The organism is Limosilactobacillus urinaemulieris, from assembly GCF_932750685.1.
Classification (GTDB): Bacteria; Bacillota; Bacilli; order Lactobacillales; family Lactobacillaceae; genus Limosilactobacillus; species Limosilactobacillus urinaemulieris.
Map to the genome: position 1 here is coordinate 154,508 of NZ_CAKOBX010000005.1, position 16,301 is coordinate 170,808.

The 16,301-nt window shown below is 39.6% G+C and carries 16 protein-coding genes and 1 other annotated feature; of the genes, 3 read left to right on the forward strand and 13 right to left on the reverse strand.

Features of this window, described 5'->3' with window-relative positions; all coding sequences use genetic code 11:
* Positions 1 to 55: 55 nt before the first annotated feature.
* The 3 genes from MR181_RS05210 to MR181_RS05220 are packed head-to-tail and all read right to left on the reverse strand — an operon-like array spanning position 56 to position 2,659.
* Positions 56 to 850, reverse strand: a complete 795-nt coding sequence (locus tag MR181_RS05210) for an EAL domain-containing protein (protein ID WP_242335678.1) — start codon at positions 848 to 850, stop codon at positions 56 to 58.
* Entirely contained in the window at positions 843 to 2,156 is a 1,314-nt protein-coding gene (locus tag MR181_RS05215; RefSeq protein ID WP_242335681.1) for a glycosyltransferase family 2 protein, read from the reverse strand. Before MR181_RS05215 ends, MR181_RS05210 begins: the two co-directional genes overlap by 8 nt.
* Positions 2,156 to 2,659: an ABC transporter permease gene (locus MR181_RS05220; protein ID WP_242335684.1), complete on the reverse strand. Its 504-nt coding sequence runs from the start codon at positions 2,657 to 2,659 to the stop codon at positions 2,156 to 2,158. Before MR181_RS05220 ends, MR181_RS05215 begins: the two co-directional genes overlap by 1 nt.
* Positions 2,660 to 2,916: 257 nt before the next feature.
* On the opposite strand from MR181_RS05220, the gene MR181_RS05225 reads away from it, so the two are divergent.
* Both MR181_RS05225 and MR181_RS05230 read left to right on the forward strand, forming a co-directional pair.
* Complete coding sequence (locus MR181_RS05225; RefSeq protein ID WP_242335687.1) at positions 2,917 to 4,059, forward strand: GGDEF domain-containing protein; 1,143 nt, start codon at positions 2,917 to 2,919, stop codon at positions 4,057 to 4,059.
* A gap of 27 nt (positions 4,060 to 4,086) precedes the next feature.
* Positions 4,087 to 4,788, forward strand: a complete 702-nt coding sequence (locus tag MR181_RS05230) for an EAL domain-containing protein (RefSeq protein WP_277956495.1) — start codon at positions 4,087 to 4,089, stop codon at positions 4,786 to 4,788.
* A gap of 65 nt (positions 4,789 to 4,853) precedes the next feature.
* Here the strand turns inward: MR181_RS05230 and MR181_RS05235 are convergent, their stop codons facing one another.
* The 10 genes from MR181_RS05235 to MR181_RS05280 all read right to left on the reverse strand — a co-directional run bounded on the left by MR181_RS05235 (position 4,854) and on the right by MR181_RS05280 (position 14,641).
* Positions 4,854 to 6,038, reverse strand: a complete 1,185-nt coding sequence (locus MR181_RS05235) for an MFS transporter (RefSeq protein ID WP_242335693.1) — start codon at positions 6,036 to 6,038, stop codon at positions 4,854 to 4,856.
* Positions 6,039 to 6,251: 213 nt separating this feature from the next.
* Positions 6,252 to 7,550 (reverse strand): asparagine--tRNA ligase, encoded by a 1,299-nt coding sequence (gene asnS, locus MR181_RS05240; RefSeq protein WP_242335696.1) that lies wholly within the window; start codon positions 7,548 to 7,550, stop codon positions 6,252 to 6,254.
* A 29-nt stretch (positions 7,551 to 7,579) separates the two neighbouring features.
* Positions 7,580 to 8,590, reverse strand: coding sequence for an aspartate--ammonia ligase (gene asnA, locus MR181_RS05245; protein WP_242335699.1), 1,011 nt, complete (start codon positions 8,588 to 8,590; stop codon positions 7,580 to 7,582).
* A 64-nt stretch (positions 8,591 to 8,654) separates the two neighbouring features.
* Positions 8,655 to 8,910: a binding site (T-box leader), on the reverse strand.
* Between the two features lie 69 nt (positions 8,911 to 8,979).
* On the reverse strand, positions 8,980 to 9,486 hold the full coding sequence (locus MR181_RS05250) for a DUF1440 domain-containing protein (RefSeq protein ID WP_242335702.1): 507 nt from the start codon (positions 9,484 to 9,486) through the stop codon (positions 8,980 to 8,982).
* 6 nt (positions 9,487 to 9,492) lie between these two features.
* Positions 9,493 to 10,929, reverse strand: coding sequence for a PTS transporter subunit IIC (locus MR181_RS05255; RefSeq protein WP_242335705.1), 1,437 nt, complete (start codon positions 10,927 to 10,929; stop codon positions 9,493 to 9,495).
* Positions 10,930 to 11,076: 147 nt separating this feature from the next.
* On the reverse strand, positions 11,077 to 11,280 hold the full coding sequence (locus MR181_RS05260) for a helix-turn-helix domain-containing protein (RefSeq protein WP_191910920.1): 204 nt from the start codon (positions 11,278 to 11,280) through the stop codon (positions 11,077 to 11,079).
* Positions 11,281 to 11,293: 13 nt separating this feature from the next.
* A complete protein-coding gene (locus MR181_RS05265) occupies positions 11,294 to 11,794 on the reverse strand; it encodes a DUF2975 domain-containing protein (RefSeq protein ID WP_242335708.1) in 501 nt (166 codons plus the stop codon).
* A gap of 146 nt (positions 11,795 to 11,940) precedes the next feature.
* Positions 11,941 to 13,122, reverse strand: a complete 1,182-nt coding sequence (locus tag MR181_RS05270; RefSeq protein ID WP_242335711.1) for an acetyl-CoA C-acetyltransferase — start codon at positions 13,120 to 13,122, stop codon at positions 11,941 to 11,943.
* A 97-nt stretch (positions 13,123 to 13,219) separates the two neighbouring features.
* The gene (locus MR181_RS05275) at positions 13,220 to 13,834 is read right to left on the reverse strand and encodes a sugar O-acetyltransferase (protein ID WP_242335714.1); all 615 of its coding nucleotides are present in this window, start codon (positions 13,832 to 13,834) and stop codon (positions 13,220 to 13,222) included.
* A gap of 126 nt (positions 13,835 to 13,960) precedes the next feature.
* Positions 13,961 to 14,641 carry an NAD(P)H-binding protein gene (locus MR181_RS05280; protein ID WP_242335717.1) on the reverse strand — a complete coding sequence of 227 codons (681 nt, stop codon included), beginning with the start codon at positions 14,639 to 14,641 and terminating at the stop codon, positions 13,961 to 13,963.
* Positions 14,642 to 14,800: 159 nt separating this feature from the next.
* On the opposite strand from MR181_RS05280, the gene MR181_RS05285 reads away from it, so the two are divergent.
* A complete protein-coding gene (locus tag MR181_RS05285) occupies positions 14,801 to 16,123 on the forward strand; it encodes a C1 family peptidase (RefSeq protein WP_242335720.1) in 1,323 nt (440 codons plus the stop codon).
* Positions 16,124 to 16,301 lie beyond the last annotated feature (178 nt).

Consider the following 16,301-nt stretch of genomic DNA (forward strand, 5'->3'; position numbering starts at 1 on the left):
TCAAACAAAATAAGAGTGATAGAAGTCATTTATAACTTTTATCACTCTCTAATATTTAAATTCTTTTCGGCTCTCCATAAGCATATCCCTGACGCAAGTTGATATTAAGCTGATCGGCTAGAGCGACTTGATCAGCATTTTCGACTTTACCTACGATTGGGGTAGTTCCTTCTTTGCTGGCGAATCGCTGCCATTGAGCAAGCGTAATGTCAATCCAGTGGGAAGGCGATTTCTTAAACGAGTGGATATCGAATTTAAGAAAATCAGTATATGGAAGGTAGGATTTAATAATCCGGTAGGTCTTTTTAGAAGAATCAACGTTTTCGATCGTTATTTTAATATGAGGATGATCGATTTGCTTTAATATCTTTAACACTCTATAGCGTTGAACAAAATTAGCTTGGCAAAGATCGGTAGCGTCAATTTCAATTAATAATTGGTGGTGATTGATTACCCCAAGAAGCCATTTAAAAAAGTAAGCTGCACGGAAATCAGATATTTGACTAACAGTCATGTTCAGAGAAAGAAACTTAATATTAGCAATAATTTTGGGATCACTTTTTTGGATAGTGTGAACAATTTTACTTAATGGAAAGTTATTCACATTGGATGGTAGTTGCCAGCGCTGTGTTTGTGGATCAAATTCACGGAGAAGCAATTCATAACCCTGAATCTTTTGCTGGTGATTATAAATTGGTTGGCCAAAGTATTTGTATTTGTTTGAAAATCCTTGATCCTGATCGATTCCCTTTTTATTCCTGTAACGAATCCGTGCTTCAACGCAAAGTAAACAGCAACTGAGGGTAAAAATGATAAAGACCCACCAGAAAAATATTTTTAAATCATTCATCAGAACTAACCTTTCGTTTTGGACTAACCCATTTACCGCTTCCGTGTCCCAATACCGTCTTAACTGCTTTAACAAAGGTGGTAACGATTGTTAAGGGATTGACGAGCCATGTAAAGAGGAGGTAAAGGGGCGAGAAAGCAAAGTAGCGTAATTTGGTTCCGTTAAAGTCAAGAATTAACGCGGCTAAAACTTGGAAAAGGCCGGCAATTAACTGGAAACTAACGAAAATCATGCTCATTACAAATCCGTGCCAGACTCGTTCGTAATTACCTGTAAGGAAAAATGACGTCATTAAACTAACAAAAATTAAGCTTGTAATCCAAAAGAAAAAAGACCAGACGATTGAAAGGGTCGTATCAACTAACATTGGGATAACAAAGCGAAAGCGCCAAGGATGAGCGATGATCTTAGGAAAATTGGTTAACCAGACTTCGGTTCCACCTTGGGCCCACCGAGTTCGTTGGCGGTAAAGATCACAGAACGATTCTGGAACGTTCATGTGGAAGACAATGTCAGGTGCAAACTTGGGAACAACATTCATGAAAGTATGATCCCAGGCAATACTGATGTCTTCTGTTGCCCGGTCTTGGCGAAAACCGCCGACGTTAATTAAAAAGTTTCGTCGATACATTGTATTCGCCCCGCTATAGGCATACATTGTGTTGTTTACGGCAGTTTGGCTACGTTTGATAATTCCAACAATGCTAGAAAATTCAACGGTTTGTGACTTTCCCCAGAGCGTTGATCGGTTATAAACATCCATATTAGCTGTAATTGCAGCATAATTAACCCCATTTGGACTAGAAAAATATTGCATGTACTTAATTAATGCATCTGGTTCTGGGATTGTATCGGCATCGTTGCTAAGAATATATTCTCCTTTAGCAAAAAAGATGCCAATATTAAAGGCATGGGCTTTGCCTTGATTTTCTTCGATCCGAATTACCCGGAGCCGGGGAAATGACTTTTGCATTTGGTGCAATATCTCTGGGGTGCGATCAGTGCTTCCATCATCCATTACTAAGACTTCGTAGTTATGGTAATGAAGCTTGGTTAAGAGATATTCAAGGGTGCTTTGGATGACAACCTCTTCGTTGTGGGCCGGAATCATGATCGTAATGAATGGTTCGTTTTCTAATTTCGTATCAGGAAGAAGTTCCTCATGATGACGGAAAAGCATGTATGATACCGCACCGAAAAACCAGAACATTGCGCCCAAAATTGGGTAGAGACAAAGAATCAGGGTGATAACAAAGACCCAAGGTGTAGCAGTATTCAAAGCAGCGTCAAAAATATTAGAAACCATTAACTGTCAGCCTCCATATTCTTATTGGCGATAACTTTTTTAAGTTGGTTCTTGGTAAGGTTTTGCTCAGGCTTTACCGTGTAGTTTTGTAAATTTTGCCGTTGCTTTTCAGCACCAAAACGGGCGGTCATGAACTTCTCTGCTGTTTGCCGTTCCCATTGATTTTTAGTGATGTCAAATAGCGGCCACTTATTAACTAACCCGCGAGATCGTTGAAACTGGATATATCCCATTGCTAGACAAAAAACAGCGATCATTCCTAAAGCAAAGGTTAAAAAGATTACCAAGAAGTTTAGTTCCTGAAATCCTTCAGCGTAATGCCAAAAGAAATGACCGTGTCGTCCATGAGTCAGATAAGCTAAATAGGTAGCGCTTGTAATGATAATTGGTATGAATAGGATTAACCAACAAGCTAGTGCAACCAGTACTTGGCGAATTTTAATTCCCCAGTGACCATGTTCAAAGAAATGGTCCCGATAATTATTACGTGTGCTAGTATTCATAAAATTAAATTGGTAATGAAATCCCCATGATAATCATTACCGTTCCCCCTAGTTAAATGAATAGAAAATTTCCGCAAAAGATTATATCACAAAATTACTATAAAATGGCTAATAAGATAAACACTGATAGACAGTTGATTATTTTAGGTGGATTAAGGTGGAATATGAATTTATTCTCTAGATTTTCCTAGATTAAATTAGCCAGGAGCAGTAAAATTTGAAAGTTATCAAAATTACAACGAAAAGGTGAAGTTAATTTGGCAATCCAACTATTTAGTGCAGTTATCTATTTGCCAATAATTGTTATCTGTATGATTATTAGTCAAATTTACTTTGAACGGTATTGGGAATCGTTTCAGGGAAATAAACTAGCAAATTGCGGATTAGTTGCGGCGATTATGATTACATATTTTATTCAGGAGTTCTGTCTATTACAGCTATCTTTGTTTAATATTAATGAAGTTGCCTTTATGCAGGTTGTTTCAGTCACAATGGTCTTTCGTAATAGTAAAAACAAGCTTTGGTGGGGACTCTTAGCGATTACGCCTATATTTGCAAATGCGATTGAAGTGCTTTTGGGGATTGAATCGCTAAATACTTGGTGGATTTGGCTTGGCGAATCAGCAATCTTTCTGCTAATTTGTGGGATGTTAGTGCAATGGAAAGGAATCTCAATTCGGATTCGCTATCCCTTGGCAATTTTAAGTTTAAGCTTGGTTGAAATTATCTCATTAGGAATAAATAATAATTTTACCGTTGTTAATGTTGCTGCAGCGACGCTTGGTCTCTTGATAATATTAATTTTTGAGAGTCGGCGGTATGAAAGTGAAATTAAAAATGAAGAAAAGATTAAGCTTCTGCAAAGAGAAAGTGAGCGGGATGATCTCACCGGATTACTTAATTATCGGGCTCTTAGTCAAGAAATTAGTGCATTAACCAAGAATCGGGATATTCATAGTATTGTGATTGGCGGACTTGATATTGATCATTTTAAGCGAATTAATGATACTTACGGTCACTTTGTAGGGAATGAAGTTCTTAATTACTTTTCAACGGTATTTCGCAAAGAAATTCATGAGGCTTTTCCTGATCACGGGTATGTTTATCGGTTTGGTGGTGAAGAATTTACAATCGTTGTTTCAAATCATTCAATTGAGGAAGTCTATGCGCTTCTTCAATCGATTGAACGACAATTTAGTGAGCAACCAATTGTCACTAAAGAAGGAGTCAAAATCACAATTAGCTTTTCTTGTAGTTTAACTAATCATTTGAATGGTGAATTGCTCGATTTGACCTTGAAGCGTGCTGATAAAATGTTGTATAGTGTAAAGAATAATGGGCGTGGTTGGATCGTGACCGATCACCATAGTATGCCAGAAGAGAACGTCGCAATAAATTGATAAGACAATAAAAAGTAAAGTGAATGAGTGATAAAAATTATAACTAGTAGTGAGAAATTACATAATATCTTTCAGCCGATTTTTCAGGTTGACCACGAGATGAACGCCAAAGTGGATACGTATGAAATGTTAATGCGGAACTCTTCAGGAGTATTTCCGGGAATGGAATTCTTGCAAGGGTTGACCACCCAAGAAGGGAACGATCAATGGATCACCATTAGTAAGAAATCACTTGCCACTGCTTTAACTAACCATCCACAACGCAAAATTTATATTAACCTTGAGCCCTGCCAAATGGAATTTGATTGTATTTGGCGGTTCCTGGAAGAAGTTCATGAACAATATGGCTCTCAAGTAGCAATCGAGATTACGGAAAGGCGAGAGACAATCCACAGTCTTGACTACCTTGATGAAGAGATTCTCCGGTTAAAAAAGATGGGGTTTGAATTAGCAATTGATGACGTTTGTGCTGGAAGTAATAGCTATGCGTTTATTGTTCGTCAATTATCAGCTATTCAGCGAATTAAACTTTCACTATTAGTATTTAAAAATGAAGATCATGAGACAACAAATGATTTTATAAATGCCTGGTTAACCTTCGCCACCCATCACCACCTCGATTTTGTAATTGAAGGAATTGCTGATCGCCAGCTTGCGGAGTCTTTTGCTGGTAACCCAACTGTTCTTCAGCAAGGCTTTTACTGGGGTAAAGGCTCGGCAGAAATTTAAATATAATACGAAGAAAGCATCAGAGATCGACTAGCAAGTCGGTTTCTGATGCTTTTTAATACTTTTTAGAACCGTTTAATATTATAAGTTAATTTGCTAATGATAATAATTGTTAGCTCGACTAAGCCGATCACAGTTGAGCAAACAATAAAGAGAATGTGATATGAAAATAATTCGATTATTATTCCACCAATTAAGGGCCCGCCTGCTTTGCCTAAGGAGGTTGCTGCATTAAAGAATCCTTGATACTTTCCCTTTAGTTTTTGGGGTGAGAGATCAGCGATAATTGCTGGAATACTTGGAAACGCGGTTGCTTCTCCTAATGTAAGAATTATCATTCCTAACACAAATAATAGGTAAGTGTGGGCAAAGATTAGCACAACAAATGATAGACAACAGGCGGAAACACCAAAATAGACAAACCAAAAGTCGTTTTTAATTTGTTTAGTTAACCAGTTAATAATTAATTGAAAGACAACGATCAAAAAGCCGTTGATCGTCCAGAGAAAACTATAAAGTGACATCGTAATCCCATTGTCGGTCATGTAAACTGATAGGTTGCTTGACCATTGAGCATATGTTAACCAGATAAGAGCAATTGAACCGAATAAGGTGAAAATAATAATTCGGTTAGCCATTGGTAGTTGATAGCTTGTAGTTCCGCTTTTCACTTTCTTTGACTGTAAATGGGTTGGCTTAATACGGAAGTGTCTAATAACCACAATAGTATAGGCTAGGTACATTACAATTGTAATTACGAAAAGCGGGGCAACTTGATTACCGGCCATTTGATAAAATGGTCCGGCAATCATGGTTCCTAAAACCACTCCTAAGTTATTAGTGAAATATAACATGTTAAAAACAAACCGACTACTTTGTTTCTTTAATTGGGTACCAAACGAGTTTAAGAGGGTAATTATCCACCCGATAAAAAAGCCGAAAAGAGTTAAGAGAATGGGATAAGCGGGCCAGCCATTAAACATCACTAATATAGTCATAATGATGATTGAACTAATGAGTCCGCTAATCATTAGTTTCTGTGGATCATACCGATCAAATAATGCTCCAGCGGTTGAACTGCCAATTACATTTGCACATGAATAAAGCATTAAGACAATTCCCGAAATTGTTAATGATTGGTGCAGTTGATTATGCATATAAATAGTAGTTAAAGGCCAAATAAAACTGTTTCCAAAGCTACCGAATAGTTCTCCCAGTAATAGCCAATGTAATTTGAGTTCTTTATCCATAACAACATTCCTCCTTTTTTAATAAAAAAAGGGTTGAGAAAAATCTCAACCCTTTGGTCCTCTAGCCAAATAAATGGAGAGGCTTGGTTAGTGTTATTTAATTGTTCCAAACTAGATGTATTTTACAACTGTTGAGCCCAAACGTGTTTGCTAAAGATAACGTTTTAGACTACACAGTAGAAAGCGTGCTCCGCCTAAGCTCCACCCTCTACTCTATGGGTTCAACCGGTTAAGCATCCGTGGGAACGGAATGTTTTCCCGAATATGATCTTGGAGGGTAATCCATGCCAGGAACCGTTCAAGCCCCATTCCAAATCCAGAGTGAGGTACTGAACCGTACTTCCGTAAATCGTCATACCAGCCATAGTCTTCTTTACTTAAGCCGTTTTCTTCAAGCTTGTTGGTAATGTATTCATAGTCATATGAACGTTCTGAACCACCAATGATTTCACCATATCCTTCTGGTGCAAGCAAGTCTGCACAGATAACTTGACGATCGTCTTCAGGATCAGATGGCATGTAGAAGGCCTTAATTTCTTTTGGATAGTTCTTAATAAAGACTGGCTTCTTGAATTGGTCAGCGAGGTAGGTTTCCTCTGGTGAACCAAAGTCATCACCATACTTAGAATCAAAGCCACCTTCTTGAAGCATTTTAATAGCTTCTTTGTATGTGATCCGTGGGTAAGGAAGTTCGGTGAATGGCTTGAGGCTTTCAACACTTCGGCCAACCATTTCTAGTTCAGTTGCACAGTGGTCAATTAAGTCTTGAATTAAGTAAGCAATGTATTGCTCTTGGATTTCTTCACTCTCATCTTCGTGCATCCAGGCCATTTCGGGTTCAATCATCCAAAATTCCATTAGGTGACGACGAGTTTTGGATTTTTCAGCCCGGAATGTTGGTCCCATTGAATAAACACGACCAAGTGCCATTGCACCAGCTTCTTCATATAACTGCCCAGATTGGGAAAGGTAGGCAGAACGGTCAAAGTAATCAGTTTCGAATAATTCGGTTGTCCCTTCTGGAGCACTACCGGTTAATTCTGGAGCATCAAATTGAGTAAAGCCGTGCTTGTCAAAGAATTCCATTGTGGCAAGTTTAACCCGACTCCGGATCCGCATCAATGCCCATGGCTTACGAGAACGGAGCCATAAGTGACGGTGATCAAGTAAGAATTCAATCCCGTGTTCCTTGTTACCGATTGGGTAATCTTCGCTTTCACTAACGATTTCAAAGTCCTTGATGTGGATTTCGTAACCGAACTTAGAGCGCTTGTCTTCAGCGATTTCACCAGTTACCCAAAAACTGGTTTCTTGGTGAAGATCGTGCTTGGCAGAATCAAACTTAGCTTCATCAACATCATTTTTCCGGATAATACCTTGGAAAAAACCAGTTCCGTCACGTAATTGTAAGAAAGCGATCTTCCCACTAGACCGCTTATCAGTTAACCAAACGCCAATCTTAACGGTTTCCCCAACGTGTTCTGGGGCTTGACTAATTGTAATTGTTTCCACTTTAATACTCTCCCTTAATCAATTAATTTTTATAGAATTTGAATATGAGCAGCTTCACACTTCTTGAGCATGTCTTCTGGCCAAATGCTGGCTTGAACTTCACCAACATGTGCCTTGCCAAGTAAGAGCATGCAGAGCCGAGATTGACCAATTCCTCCACCAATTGTATATGGTAATTCGCCGTTGAGCAACATCTTATGGAATGGTAATTTTTCCCGGTCGGTAGCACCAGCTTGTTCGAGTTGGTACTTCATTGATTCTGGACTAACCCGGATCCCCATGCTGGAAATTTCAAGCTTCTTTTGCAGTGGCTTATACCAGAAAATAATGTCACCGTTAAGGCTCCAGTCATCGTAGTCGGGTGCTCGACCATCATGAGGCTTACCAGAACGCTTCAACTTGTCCCCGATCTTCATTACAAAGACAGCGCCCATTTCTTTGGCAATCTTATCTTCTCGTTCCATTGGAGTAAGATCTGGCCACCGGTCTTCAAGCTCTTGGGTGGTAACAAAGTGAATGTCATCTGGCAATTGGTAAACAGCATCAGGATAAAGGTACCATAATTCCTTTTCGATCCGCTTAATAACCTTGAAAATTTGCCGAACGGTAGACTTTAATGTTTGTTCAGTCCGTTCTTCCTTAGTAATAATCTTTTCCCAGTCCCATTGGTCCACGTAGATCGAGTGGAAGTTATCCAAATCTTCATCTTTCCGGATGGCGTTCATGTTGGTATAAAGTCCTTCGTGAAGACCAAAGCCATACTTCTTGAGTGCCATTCGCTTCCACTTAGCAAGGGAGTGAACGATTTCGATGGTTTCACCAGGAAGATCCTTCATTTCGAATGAAACAGGCTTCTCAATGCCGTTAAGGTTATCGTTCAACCCGGTACTCTTATCAACAAACATTGGTGCTGACATCCGTTGCAAGTGTAATTCTTGACCAAACTCATCCTGGAAGTTTTCTCGGATGTAACGAATGGCAGCTTCGGTATCACGAATTGACAATTTTGGATCGTAGTCTTTTGGAATAATTAAACTCATAATTAGCAACTCCTTAATATGCTTAGAATCGGAGATAAATAAAAAAGCCCTTCATCCCCAACATCTAAGGGACGAAAGGCTTTTGTTCCGCGGTACCACCCAAATTGTCTAAAATATTTTTAGACCATCTTATCAAGTACATAAATACTTTTCCGGTGAGATAACGTGCCGGTGACGACTAAGCCTACTTTAAACGAGGTTATTTGGGTTAGTAGCATGGAAAAAGGGTTTTTCAATAATCCAGGTGCTATCGGTCTCCCACTATCACCGACTCACTGTTAGACTGAAAATTATTTACTCGTCTTTTTCATCGCTTTTGAAATTCTTTAATTGTATTTTAACCGAATTTTTAGAAATTGCAACTACTTTTAAAATTTTTTTCTTAGTAGTTAAAATTTTGTGCGGTTCTTTAACTGTCTCAAAACTTCGTCAGCAATTTCGTGGTTAGTCCACATCCAGATTGCATGACCAAGACTTTCGGAAAGATGTTCCTCAAAAGGCTGCTCCTTGGCACTAGGAACTGTTTTCATTGCAGGCATGATTACTAAGTGGAAAGCGATCCAAACGGCGATCCCAAACGGAATCCCTTCACCGAGAGTCAAAAATTTAACTTTCTTTTCTAGTAGGGCAGCATAAGCAGTCGCAAATGAAATCGAGAAGCCAAAGTGAACTAGGTATGATACCCAAGGAAGTTGCTGACCAGAGTACGTATAGGTAGCTTGAGTAAGTTTAGCGGGAACCCCGAGTTGTTGCAGGAGGGTTTGCGGTGGATTAACCTTGTCCCGTTCTGGAGTTCTTGGTGGAAGGATATTTTCCCACCCGAGTTTAACAAGGCCAGAGATTATCCCCGCAGCTGTTCCGGCAATCAAAGTATTCTTTAAATTCAATTTTGACATTCTAAATCACTCCTTTGATGGCTTAATAGTATTCTTATCTGCCATTCGTTTAAGATAATGCCAAATTTGTGGTCGGTAGCGACGAAGGCAGTATAGTAGTAATAGGTAAACCAAAATACATAAACCAATCCAAACTGGATCTTGTGAAATAAAAGCAGCAAAAACCAATGCATTAAGTGGTCGTGCCATTAGGTTAAAACTTGTTACAAGAACAATCCCAGCAGGAATGGCAGCTCCATAATGTGAAATAGCTCCGGTATAGATCTGAGCTAGCCAACTAGAGCAGTATAATCCAATGCTGAACCAGACAATTCCGTTAGCAATCACTTTAAGGATATTTCCGTTAGTGATAGCAACAATTGACTCCACCATGAAGGGCAGGGCGATTAGATCGACCACTGGTAAAGTGCGGTTGCCAGGTAAAATAAAGGCAATTACAACCATAATTGGGATTAAAATAATTCCTGAAATAATTGTTGCTGACTCGCCATAACCAACACCGTCATCGACAGCGAGGAACCAGCGCTTCCGGTCGTTAATTGGATCGGTAATTGCCTGCTTATCAGCAGCAGCTCTTCGTTGCTGATCAATACTTTTAGCAAGTGGTTTAAATGCCTTAGCAAAGACATCTGTAACTAACGGGAAAATAGTCATTACGGCCGCTAATTGAACGGCAAATTGGAAAATCTGTCCCCAGGCATGATAGCTAGTGAGCCGGTTAAGGTTACCGAGAATTCCGATTAACAGACCAAGGATTGCCCCAAGAGTGGTTGGCTGGCCAAAGACACCAAACTTCCGTTGAAATGTCTTGGGAGTTAAGTGAACTTTATTGAAACCAAGCATATTCCATAACGGATCTAGTAAGATTGCCGGGACTGTTTGGACGATATTTTGGGCAGCACAGACCGTTGTATTTTTAATTTGGTAATAAGATGACCAACGATCGGCTTGAATTTCAGCTAGTTCAAGAGTGTAAAGAAGCATGAAAAATGATAGCCCCATTGATAACCAAAAATTATGGGTAACATAATAGGCAAGGGTTCCCCAAATCATAAAGCCAAAATTATTCCACAAGTTAGACGGCATAAAAACTTTTGTGATGCCGAGTGCGAAAAGAAGAAATTCAGCAATCAGACCGAATACAAAAAAAGCCAAGCCAACTGAAGAATTAAAACTCGCCAAAGAACCTGCTTGCCAGCCAATATCAACCACTGGAAGCTTGATACCAACATTATTAACCATTTGATGAATAATTTTAGTGACAACCGGAGTAAACTCACTAATAATCCAAGAAAATCCGGTTAAGCCAACCCCGGCGTATAGTGCAGACATTAATGCGGTCTTTAATTTAACCTTAAGAAAAAGGGCAATGATAAAGATCATAATTGGTACAACAACCGTAGCGCCGAAAGCATTAAAAAAATGACTTACAGATGAAAGCAAGACGCCATCCTCTTTCTATTTAGCGTAAAGATAATAGCAGAAACAACTACTAGATAAGCTTAATAATTAACAAAATCTATTTACTAGTCATCATCCTTTTTTATTGTACAACGAAAGAGGAAAAGAGTTTGCTTAGACGCTTATTAATTAGTTCTGGTCGTAACTTAGAATATCTCCAGGCTGACAGTGCAAAATTTGACAGAGTTTATTTAAGGTTGCAAAACGGATTCCCTTTGCCTTGCCCGTTTTTAAGATTGAGAGATTAGCTGGTGTGATCCCAATCTCCTTAGCCAATTCTTTAGAAGAGATTCCTTGCTTTTCCATAACAACTCCAAGATTAACTTTAATCATCTACTTTCACCCTCTAAATAATACTGTTATTTTCATTTTGCAAAGCCAATCCACGCTTAAAGATAAAGTAAACGAGGTAGCAAATAATTAGTGAAACAAAGTAAGCGTAATAATTACCGCACGGGAAGAAGTCGAGCTGTGTTGTTACATTAATAAAATGGTTAACGACCGTGTTAATTCCGTCAAGGATGGTAAGGATAAGAAACGAGAACATTAATTTACGTAAAGCTACCATGTTTGCAGGAGCAAAGTATTTCTGAAAATTAATATTGTTGAGGATGTGATGCAAAGCAAGACAACCGTACAAGAAAACAGCCATAAAAAGTAAAATATCGAAGTAGAGGAGAAGTTCAATTGCCCAGTTATTACCAATCTGTTTGAAAGAGATAGCGTTAGTGAAAATATAAATTGGACCGACAATTAGAAACCCAATTCCTAAAAGACCGTTTGAAATAATTCCCAAATCAACCAATACTTGAATAGCTCCAAGAAGAAACCGATTAACCTTTTTCATTTTTGACACCGCTTTCATTTTGTTGTGGTTTTATTATAAAACGATAATAAATTACTGTAAAGCAATAATTTAATATTGAATAACAATAAATTGATCATAAAAAAGCCTGAAAAAGCAAATTCCTTTCCAGGCTCCGTATTTAGATATTAATTAGGTAAACTTACTAAAGCAGCGATTCCCATTCCGCCACCAACACAGAGAGAAGCGACACCGGTTTGCTTCTGCAAATCTTGCATTTCATGGACAAGAGTGACAACAATTCGGGCTCCAGAACAACCAACAGGGTGACCAAGGGCGATTGCGCCACCGCGGGGATTAACCTTATGATCATCTAGCTTTAATAATTGTTCACAAGCGATTGACTGACCAGCAAACGCCTCATTTAGTTCGAAAAGATCAATGGCATTTTTATCAAGACCAGTTTGGGCAAATAACTTACTGATAGCATAATACGGTCCAAGGCCCATTACCGCGGGATCAAGACCGACAGTAGTAGAAGTTTGCCATTCCGCAAGCGGAGTAAGGTGGTATTTTTGAACCGCTGACTCGCTAGCGAGGACAACCGCAGCTGCCCCATCATTTAATCCAGAAGCATTTCCGGCCGTAACGGAACCATTCCTTTTAAAAGCGGGCTTTAACCCCTGAAGTGCGGCTAAAGAAGTATTAGCCCGTGGTGCTTCATCAGTATCGATTGCCGTATCTTGATGGTGAACAGTGACGTTGACCGGAGTGATTTCATCATCAAATGCGTGGTCCTCTTGAGCTTGAACAGCTTTTTGGTGACTCCGGAGAGCAAATTCATCTTGTTGATAGCGGGCAATGTGGTAACGTTCATTAACGTTTTCGGCCGTAATCCCCATCGCGTAGCCACCCCAAGCATCTTGGAGGGCATCATTTTGCATGGTATCAACTAATTCACCATTCCCGAATTTATAACCATGACGGGCATTTAAAAGAACATATGGCGCTCGGGACATGCTTTCCATTCCGCCAGCAACAATCACTTGAGCTTGTTTAGATTGGATTAGTGAAACCCCAAGGATAATGCTAGATAATCCAGAACCACAAACATCATTGATTGTAATTGCCGGAGTTGATTGATCTAGCCCGGCAGCGATGGCAGCTTGACGAGCGGGATTTTGACCAGTACCGGCCTGAAGAACATTTCCCATTAATACCTGATCAACTTGCTTATCAGAAATGCCAGCCTTGTGCACTGCATCTTTAATTACAGTTGCTCCTAATTCAACTGCAGACTTTGATGAAAGAGCACCACCGAATTTACCAATTGGTGTCCGTTGAGCTGCAACAATAAAAACTTTTTCCATCAATTATTTCTCCCCACAAAATAAAATTACTGTATTAGTTTAGCGAGAAAAAATTCCCCTCGCAAGCTTTTAGCACCGACTTTGTGAATCATTAATCTTATTTTAAAAGTTGAGAATTAATTCGTCGATCACGGTAATAGAATTGACGGTCATGTTCAGAGATTTGACGAGAGACCTTTGCTGGAACTCCCATTGCAACAACATTTGCTGGAATATCGCGAGTAACAACTGCTCCAGCACCGATAACAGAATTATCACCAATAGTAACTCCAGGAAGGACGATTACTCCGGCACCGAGCCAACAATTGCTACCAATTTTGATGGGAAGGTTATATTGATAACCGTGCTTTCGTAATTCGGGCAAAATTGGATGAGCAACGGACGACATAGTGACGTTTGGACCGATCATCGTATTGTCGCCAATGGTTACATAGGTATCATCAGCAATTGTTAGATTAAAGTTTGCGTAGACGTGATTACCAAGTTTAATGTGGTGGCCACCCCAATTTGCGTGGAAGGGTGGTTCAATATAACGATCTTTACCAACCGCCGCAAACATCTTTTTGAGCAGTGCCTGCCGTTTTTTTCCTTCAGTAGGTAAAGTTTGATTGTATTCATACATTGGTAACATTGCTTGGGTTTGCTCAGCAAGGATTGCGGGATCTTCTGGTGAATAGATATCCCCAGAATGCATTGATTTACGGTTAGTCATGGTAGTCTACTCCAATTCATATAGTTATCATCAAGAATGTAAACGAATACATTATAACAAAAAACAACAATTACTAGTTAAACTAATAATTGTTGAATGAATATCCATTAAACTCAGCTTTAATAATTAATCAGCTAAGCCAGCATCATTGTAGGCAACAGGATCACCAATGTTACTCAAGGCGTCCTCAATAGGAGTCTTGCCTGAACGCATCATGATAATATGGCCGATCGTATTCTTATATTTGAGTGTATCAGCAAGAACCTTTGCAACATCTGGGATTGGGTTAGTGGTATCATCACCTTCGCCTAGTGTAACCATTCCCGTTCCTGGCTCGTCAGTGAGGGATGCAGGTTGGATAATTGTGTAAGCTAAGTTAGTGTTGTGGATCAGGTAGTTATCTGCAAAGAACTTAGCGATATTATAGTCGGTAATCTCAGCTAGAGCCTTGTATTTAGACCACATTTGCGGTTGGAGTGCGTACATTGAGCTTAGCATAATATAACGTTCAATGCCGTCTCGTTCAGCGGCCATCATTGTTTTGACGGCACCAAATGCGTCTGTCTGAAGAAGATCTTTTCCTCTGGAGCCGGCAACAAAGTAAACTGCATCGCACCCATCCATAATCTTAGCAATTGCGTCAACATCTGCGTGAAGATCAAGCTTGACTGCAGAAACTCCTTCAAGTTTAACGATCTTTTCTGGGTTACGAGAACCAGCAACGACCTCATTATCATCTTTAACAAGGTCTTTAATTAGTTCAGTAGCGACCCGACCTGAACCACCAGCAATAAATACTTTACTCATGGTAATTCCTCCTTTGGTATTACTATTCTAATTTTAACGGTTTGATTTAATTCAAGAAAGCGATAACACTTCTAGGTCAATTAATAGACGGTTAACGAAAAAGTGAGTTATGATTAAAGGGTAATAGTCACCGAAAAATTAGTAAAAGAAGGGATTATCGTGACAGAAGAAAAGCATTTGACCACCGAAATGGTTAAGAAGTATCAAAAAGTTTTTCATGCGCGAAAAGATGCGGAAGTAATTGCTCGTGCGGTTCAAAAGAACGGAATTAAAAATGCCAGTGAGGACCCGATTGCTAGTCAACGCCTTCATAGAGCATTTTCTTACGAGATTAAAACAGGGAAGCCAAGTAACCAGCGCCATAGTGGTCGGTGCTGGTCATTTGCGACCCTGAATACGATGCGGCACAAGTTTGCTAAGAAGTATAACTTCAAGGATTTTGAACTTTCACAAAACTACCTCTTCTTCTGGGACCGGATTGAACGGGCAAACATGTATTTCCAAAAGATTATTGAAACCGCGAAGAAGCCTCTTCATGATCGGACTGTTGATTTCTACTTGAGCTTTGCCTTAAATGATGGTGGTCAATGGGCTAATGCAGCCTCAATCATTGAAAAGTACGGTGTTGTTCCAGAATACGTAATGCCGGATACACATAACACTCGTGATACTAGTGACGTTGCTGAAGTAATGAATTACTTAATGCGGAAAGATGCATTAGAATTACGGCACATGGTTAATGATGGTGCTGACGAAAAGGAGTTAGCAGAAGCACAACAACGAATGATGGCTGATGTTTATAAGGTTGCTGCTTACTCCTTTGGTGAACCACCGACAAAGTTTGATCTTGAATTTCGTGACGATGATAAGAAATTCCACCAAGTTCTTGGTCTTACGCCATTGAAGTTTTACCGTGAGTACTTTGATACTAATCTGAATGATTATGTTGTAATCACTAACGCACCTGATCACGAATATAACAAGGTTTATGCAATGCCAACTCAAGATAGTGTTGCTGGGGGAATTCCAATTAAGTTTGTTAATGTTCCATTTAAGGATCTTCAAGAAACAGCAATGAACCAATTAAAAGCAGGTGAAACCGTTTGGGTTGGTAACGATGTCCTTCAACAAATGGACCGAAAGCGCGGCTTAATGGATGCTAAGTTGTTCCAACGTGCCCAATTGTTAGATGTTGATTTCGTAATGGATAAGAAGGATCGCCTCGAATCGAAGCAAGCAATGGTATCTCACGCCATGACATTAACTGGTTTTAACCTTCAAAATGGCGAACCAAACCGGTGGAAGATTGAAAACAGTTGGGGTAAGGATAATGGCGATAACGGCTACTTTGTAATGACCCAAGATTGGTTTGAAGAGTACACCTACGAAGCCGTAATCAACAAGAAATACCTTAGCGACGACCTCAAGAAACTCGCCGACAGCGAACCCGTCACCCTGAAAGCATGGGATTCGTTGCAATAAAGAGAGTGCGAGCCCGTTAAGACCTTCCGGTGGCTAACGATTTCTCCACCGAACGACGACTTGCCGTCGGAGGTGGAGGTCGTTAGCTTGAGGAAGGTTAGGGCGAGCAGATCTTCTACGTTAAGTCAAGCGTATTATTGATTTTAAGGGATTTAATTCTATTACTCTCAACTTAATT

Excerpts from the sequence above, each read along its gene's own strand:
- MR181_RS05210 (WP_242335678.1), bottom strand. The coding sequence starts at position 850 with ATGAATGATTTAAAAATATTTTTCTGGTGGGTCTTTATCATTTTTACC.
- MR181_RS05215 (WP_242335681.1), bottom strand. The coding sequence starts at position 2,156 with ATGGTTTCTAATATTTTTGACGCTGCTTTGAATACTGCTACACCTTGG.
- MR181_RS05220 (WP_242335684.1), bottom strand. The coding sequence starts at position 2,659 with ATGAATACTAGCACACGTAATAATTATCGGGACCATTTCTTTGAACAT.
- MR181_RS05235 (WP_242335693.1), bottom strand. The coding sequence starts at position 6,038 with ATGGATAAAGAACTCAAATTACATTGGCTATTACTGGGAGAACTATTC.
- asnA (WP_242335699.1), bottom strand. The coding sequence starts at position 8,590 with ATGAGTTTAATTATTCCAAAAGACTACGATCCAAAATTGTCAATTCGT.
- MR181_RS05250 (WP_242335702.1), bottom strand. The coding sequence starts at position 9,486 with ATGTCAAAATTGAATTTAAAGAATACTTTGATTGCCGGAACAGCTGCG.
- MR181_RS05260 (WP_191910920.1), bottom strand. The coding sequence starts at position 11,280 with ATGATTAAAGTTAATCTTGGAGTTGTTATGGAAAAGCAAGGAATCTCT.
- MR181_RS05265 (WP_242335708.1), bottom strand. The coding sequence starts at position 11,794 with ATGAAAAAGGTTAATCGGTTTCTTCTTGGAGCTATTCAAGTATTGGTT.
- MR181_RS05270 (WP_242335711.1), bottom strand. The coding sequence starts at position 13,122 with ATGGAAAAAGTTTTTATTGTTGCAGCTCAACGGACACCAATTGGTAAA.
- MR181_RS05275 (WP_242335714.1), bottom strand. The coding sequence starts at position 13,834 with ATGACTAACCGTAAATCAATGCATTCTGGGGATATCTATTCACCAGAA.
- MR181_RS05280 (WP_242335717.1), bottom strand. The coding sequence starts at position 14,641 with ATGAGTAAAGTATTTATTGCTGGTGGTTCAGGTCGGGTCGCTACTGAA.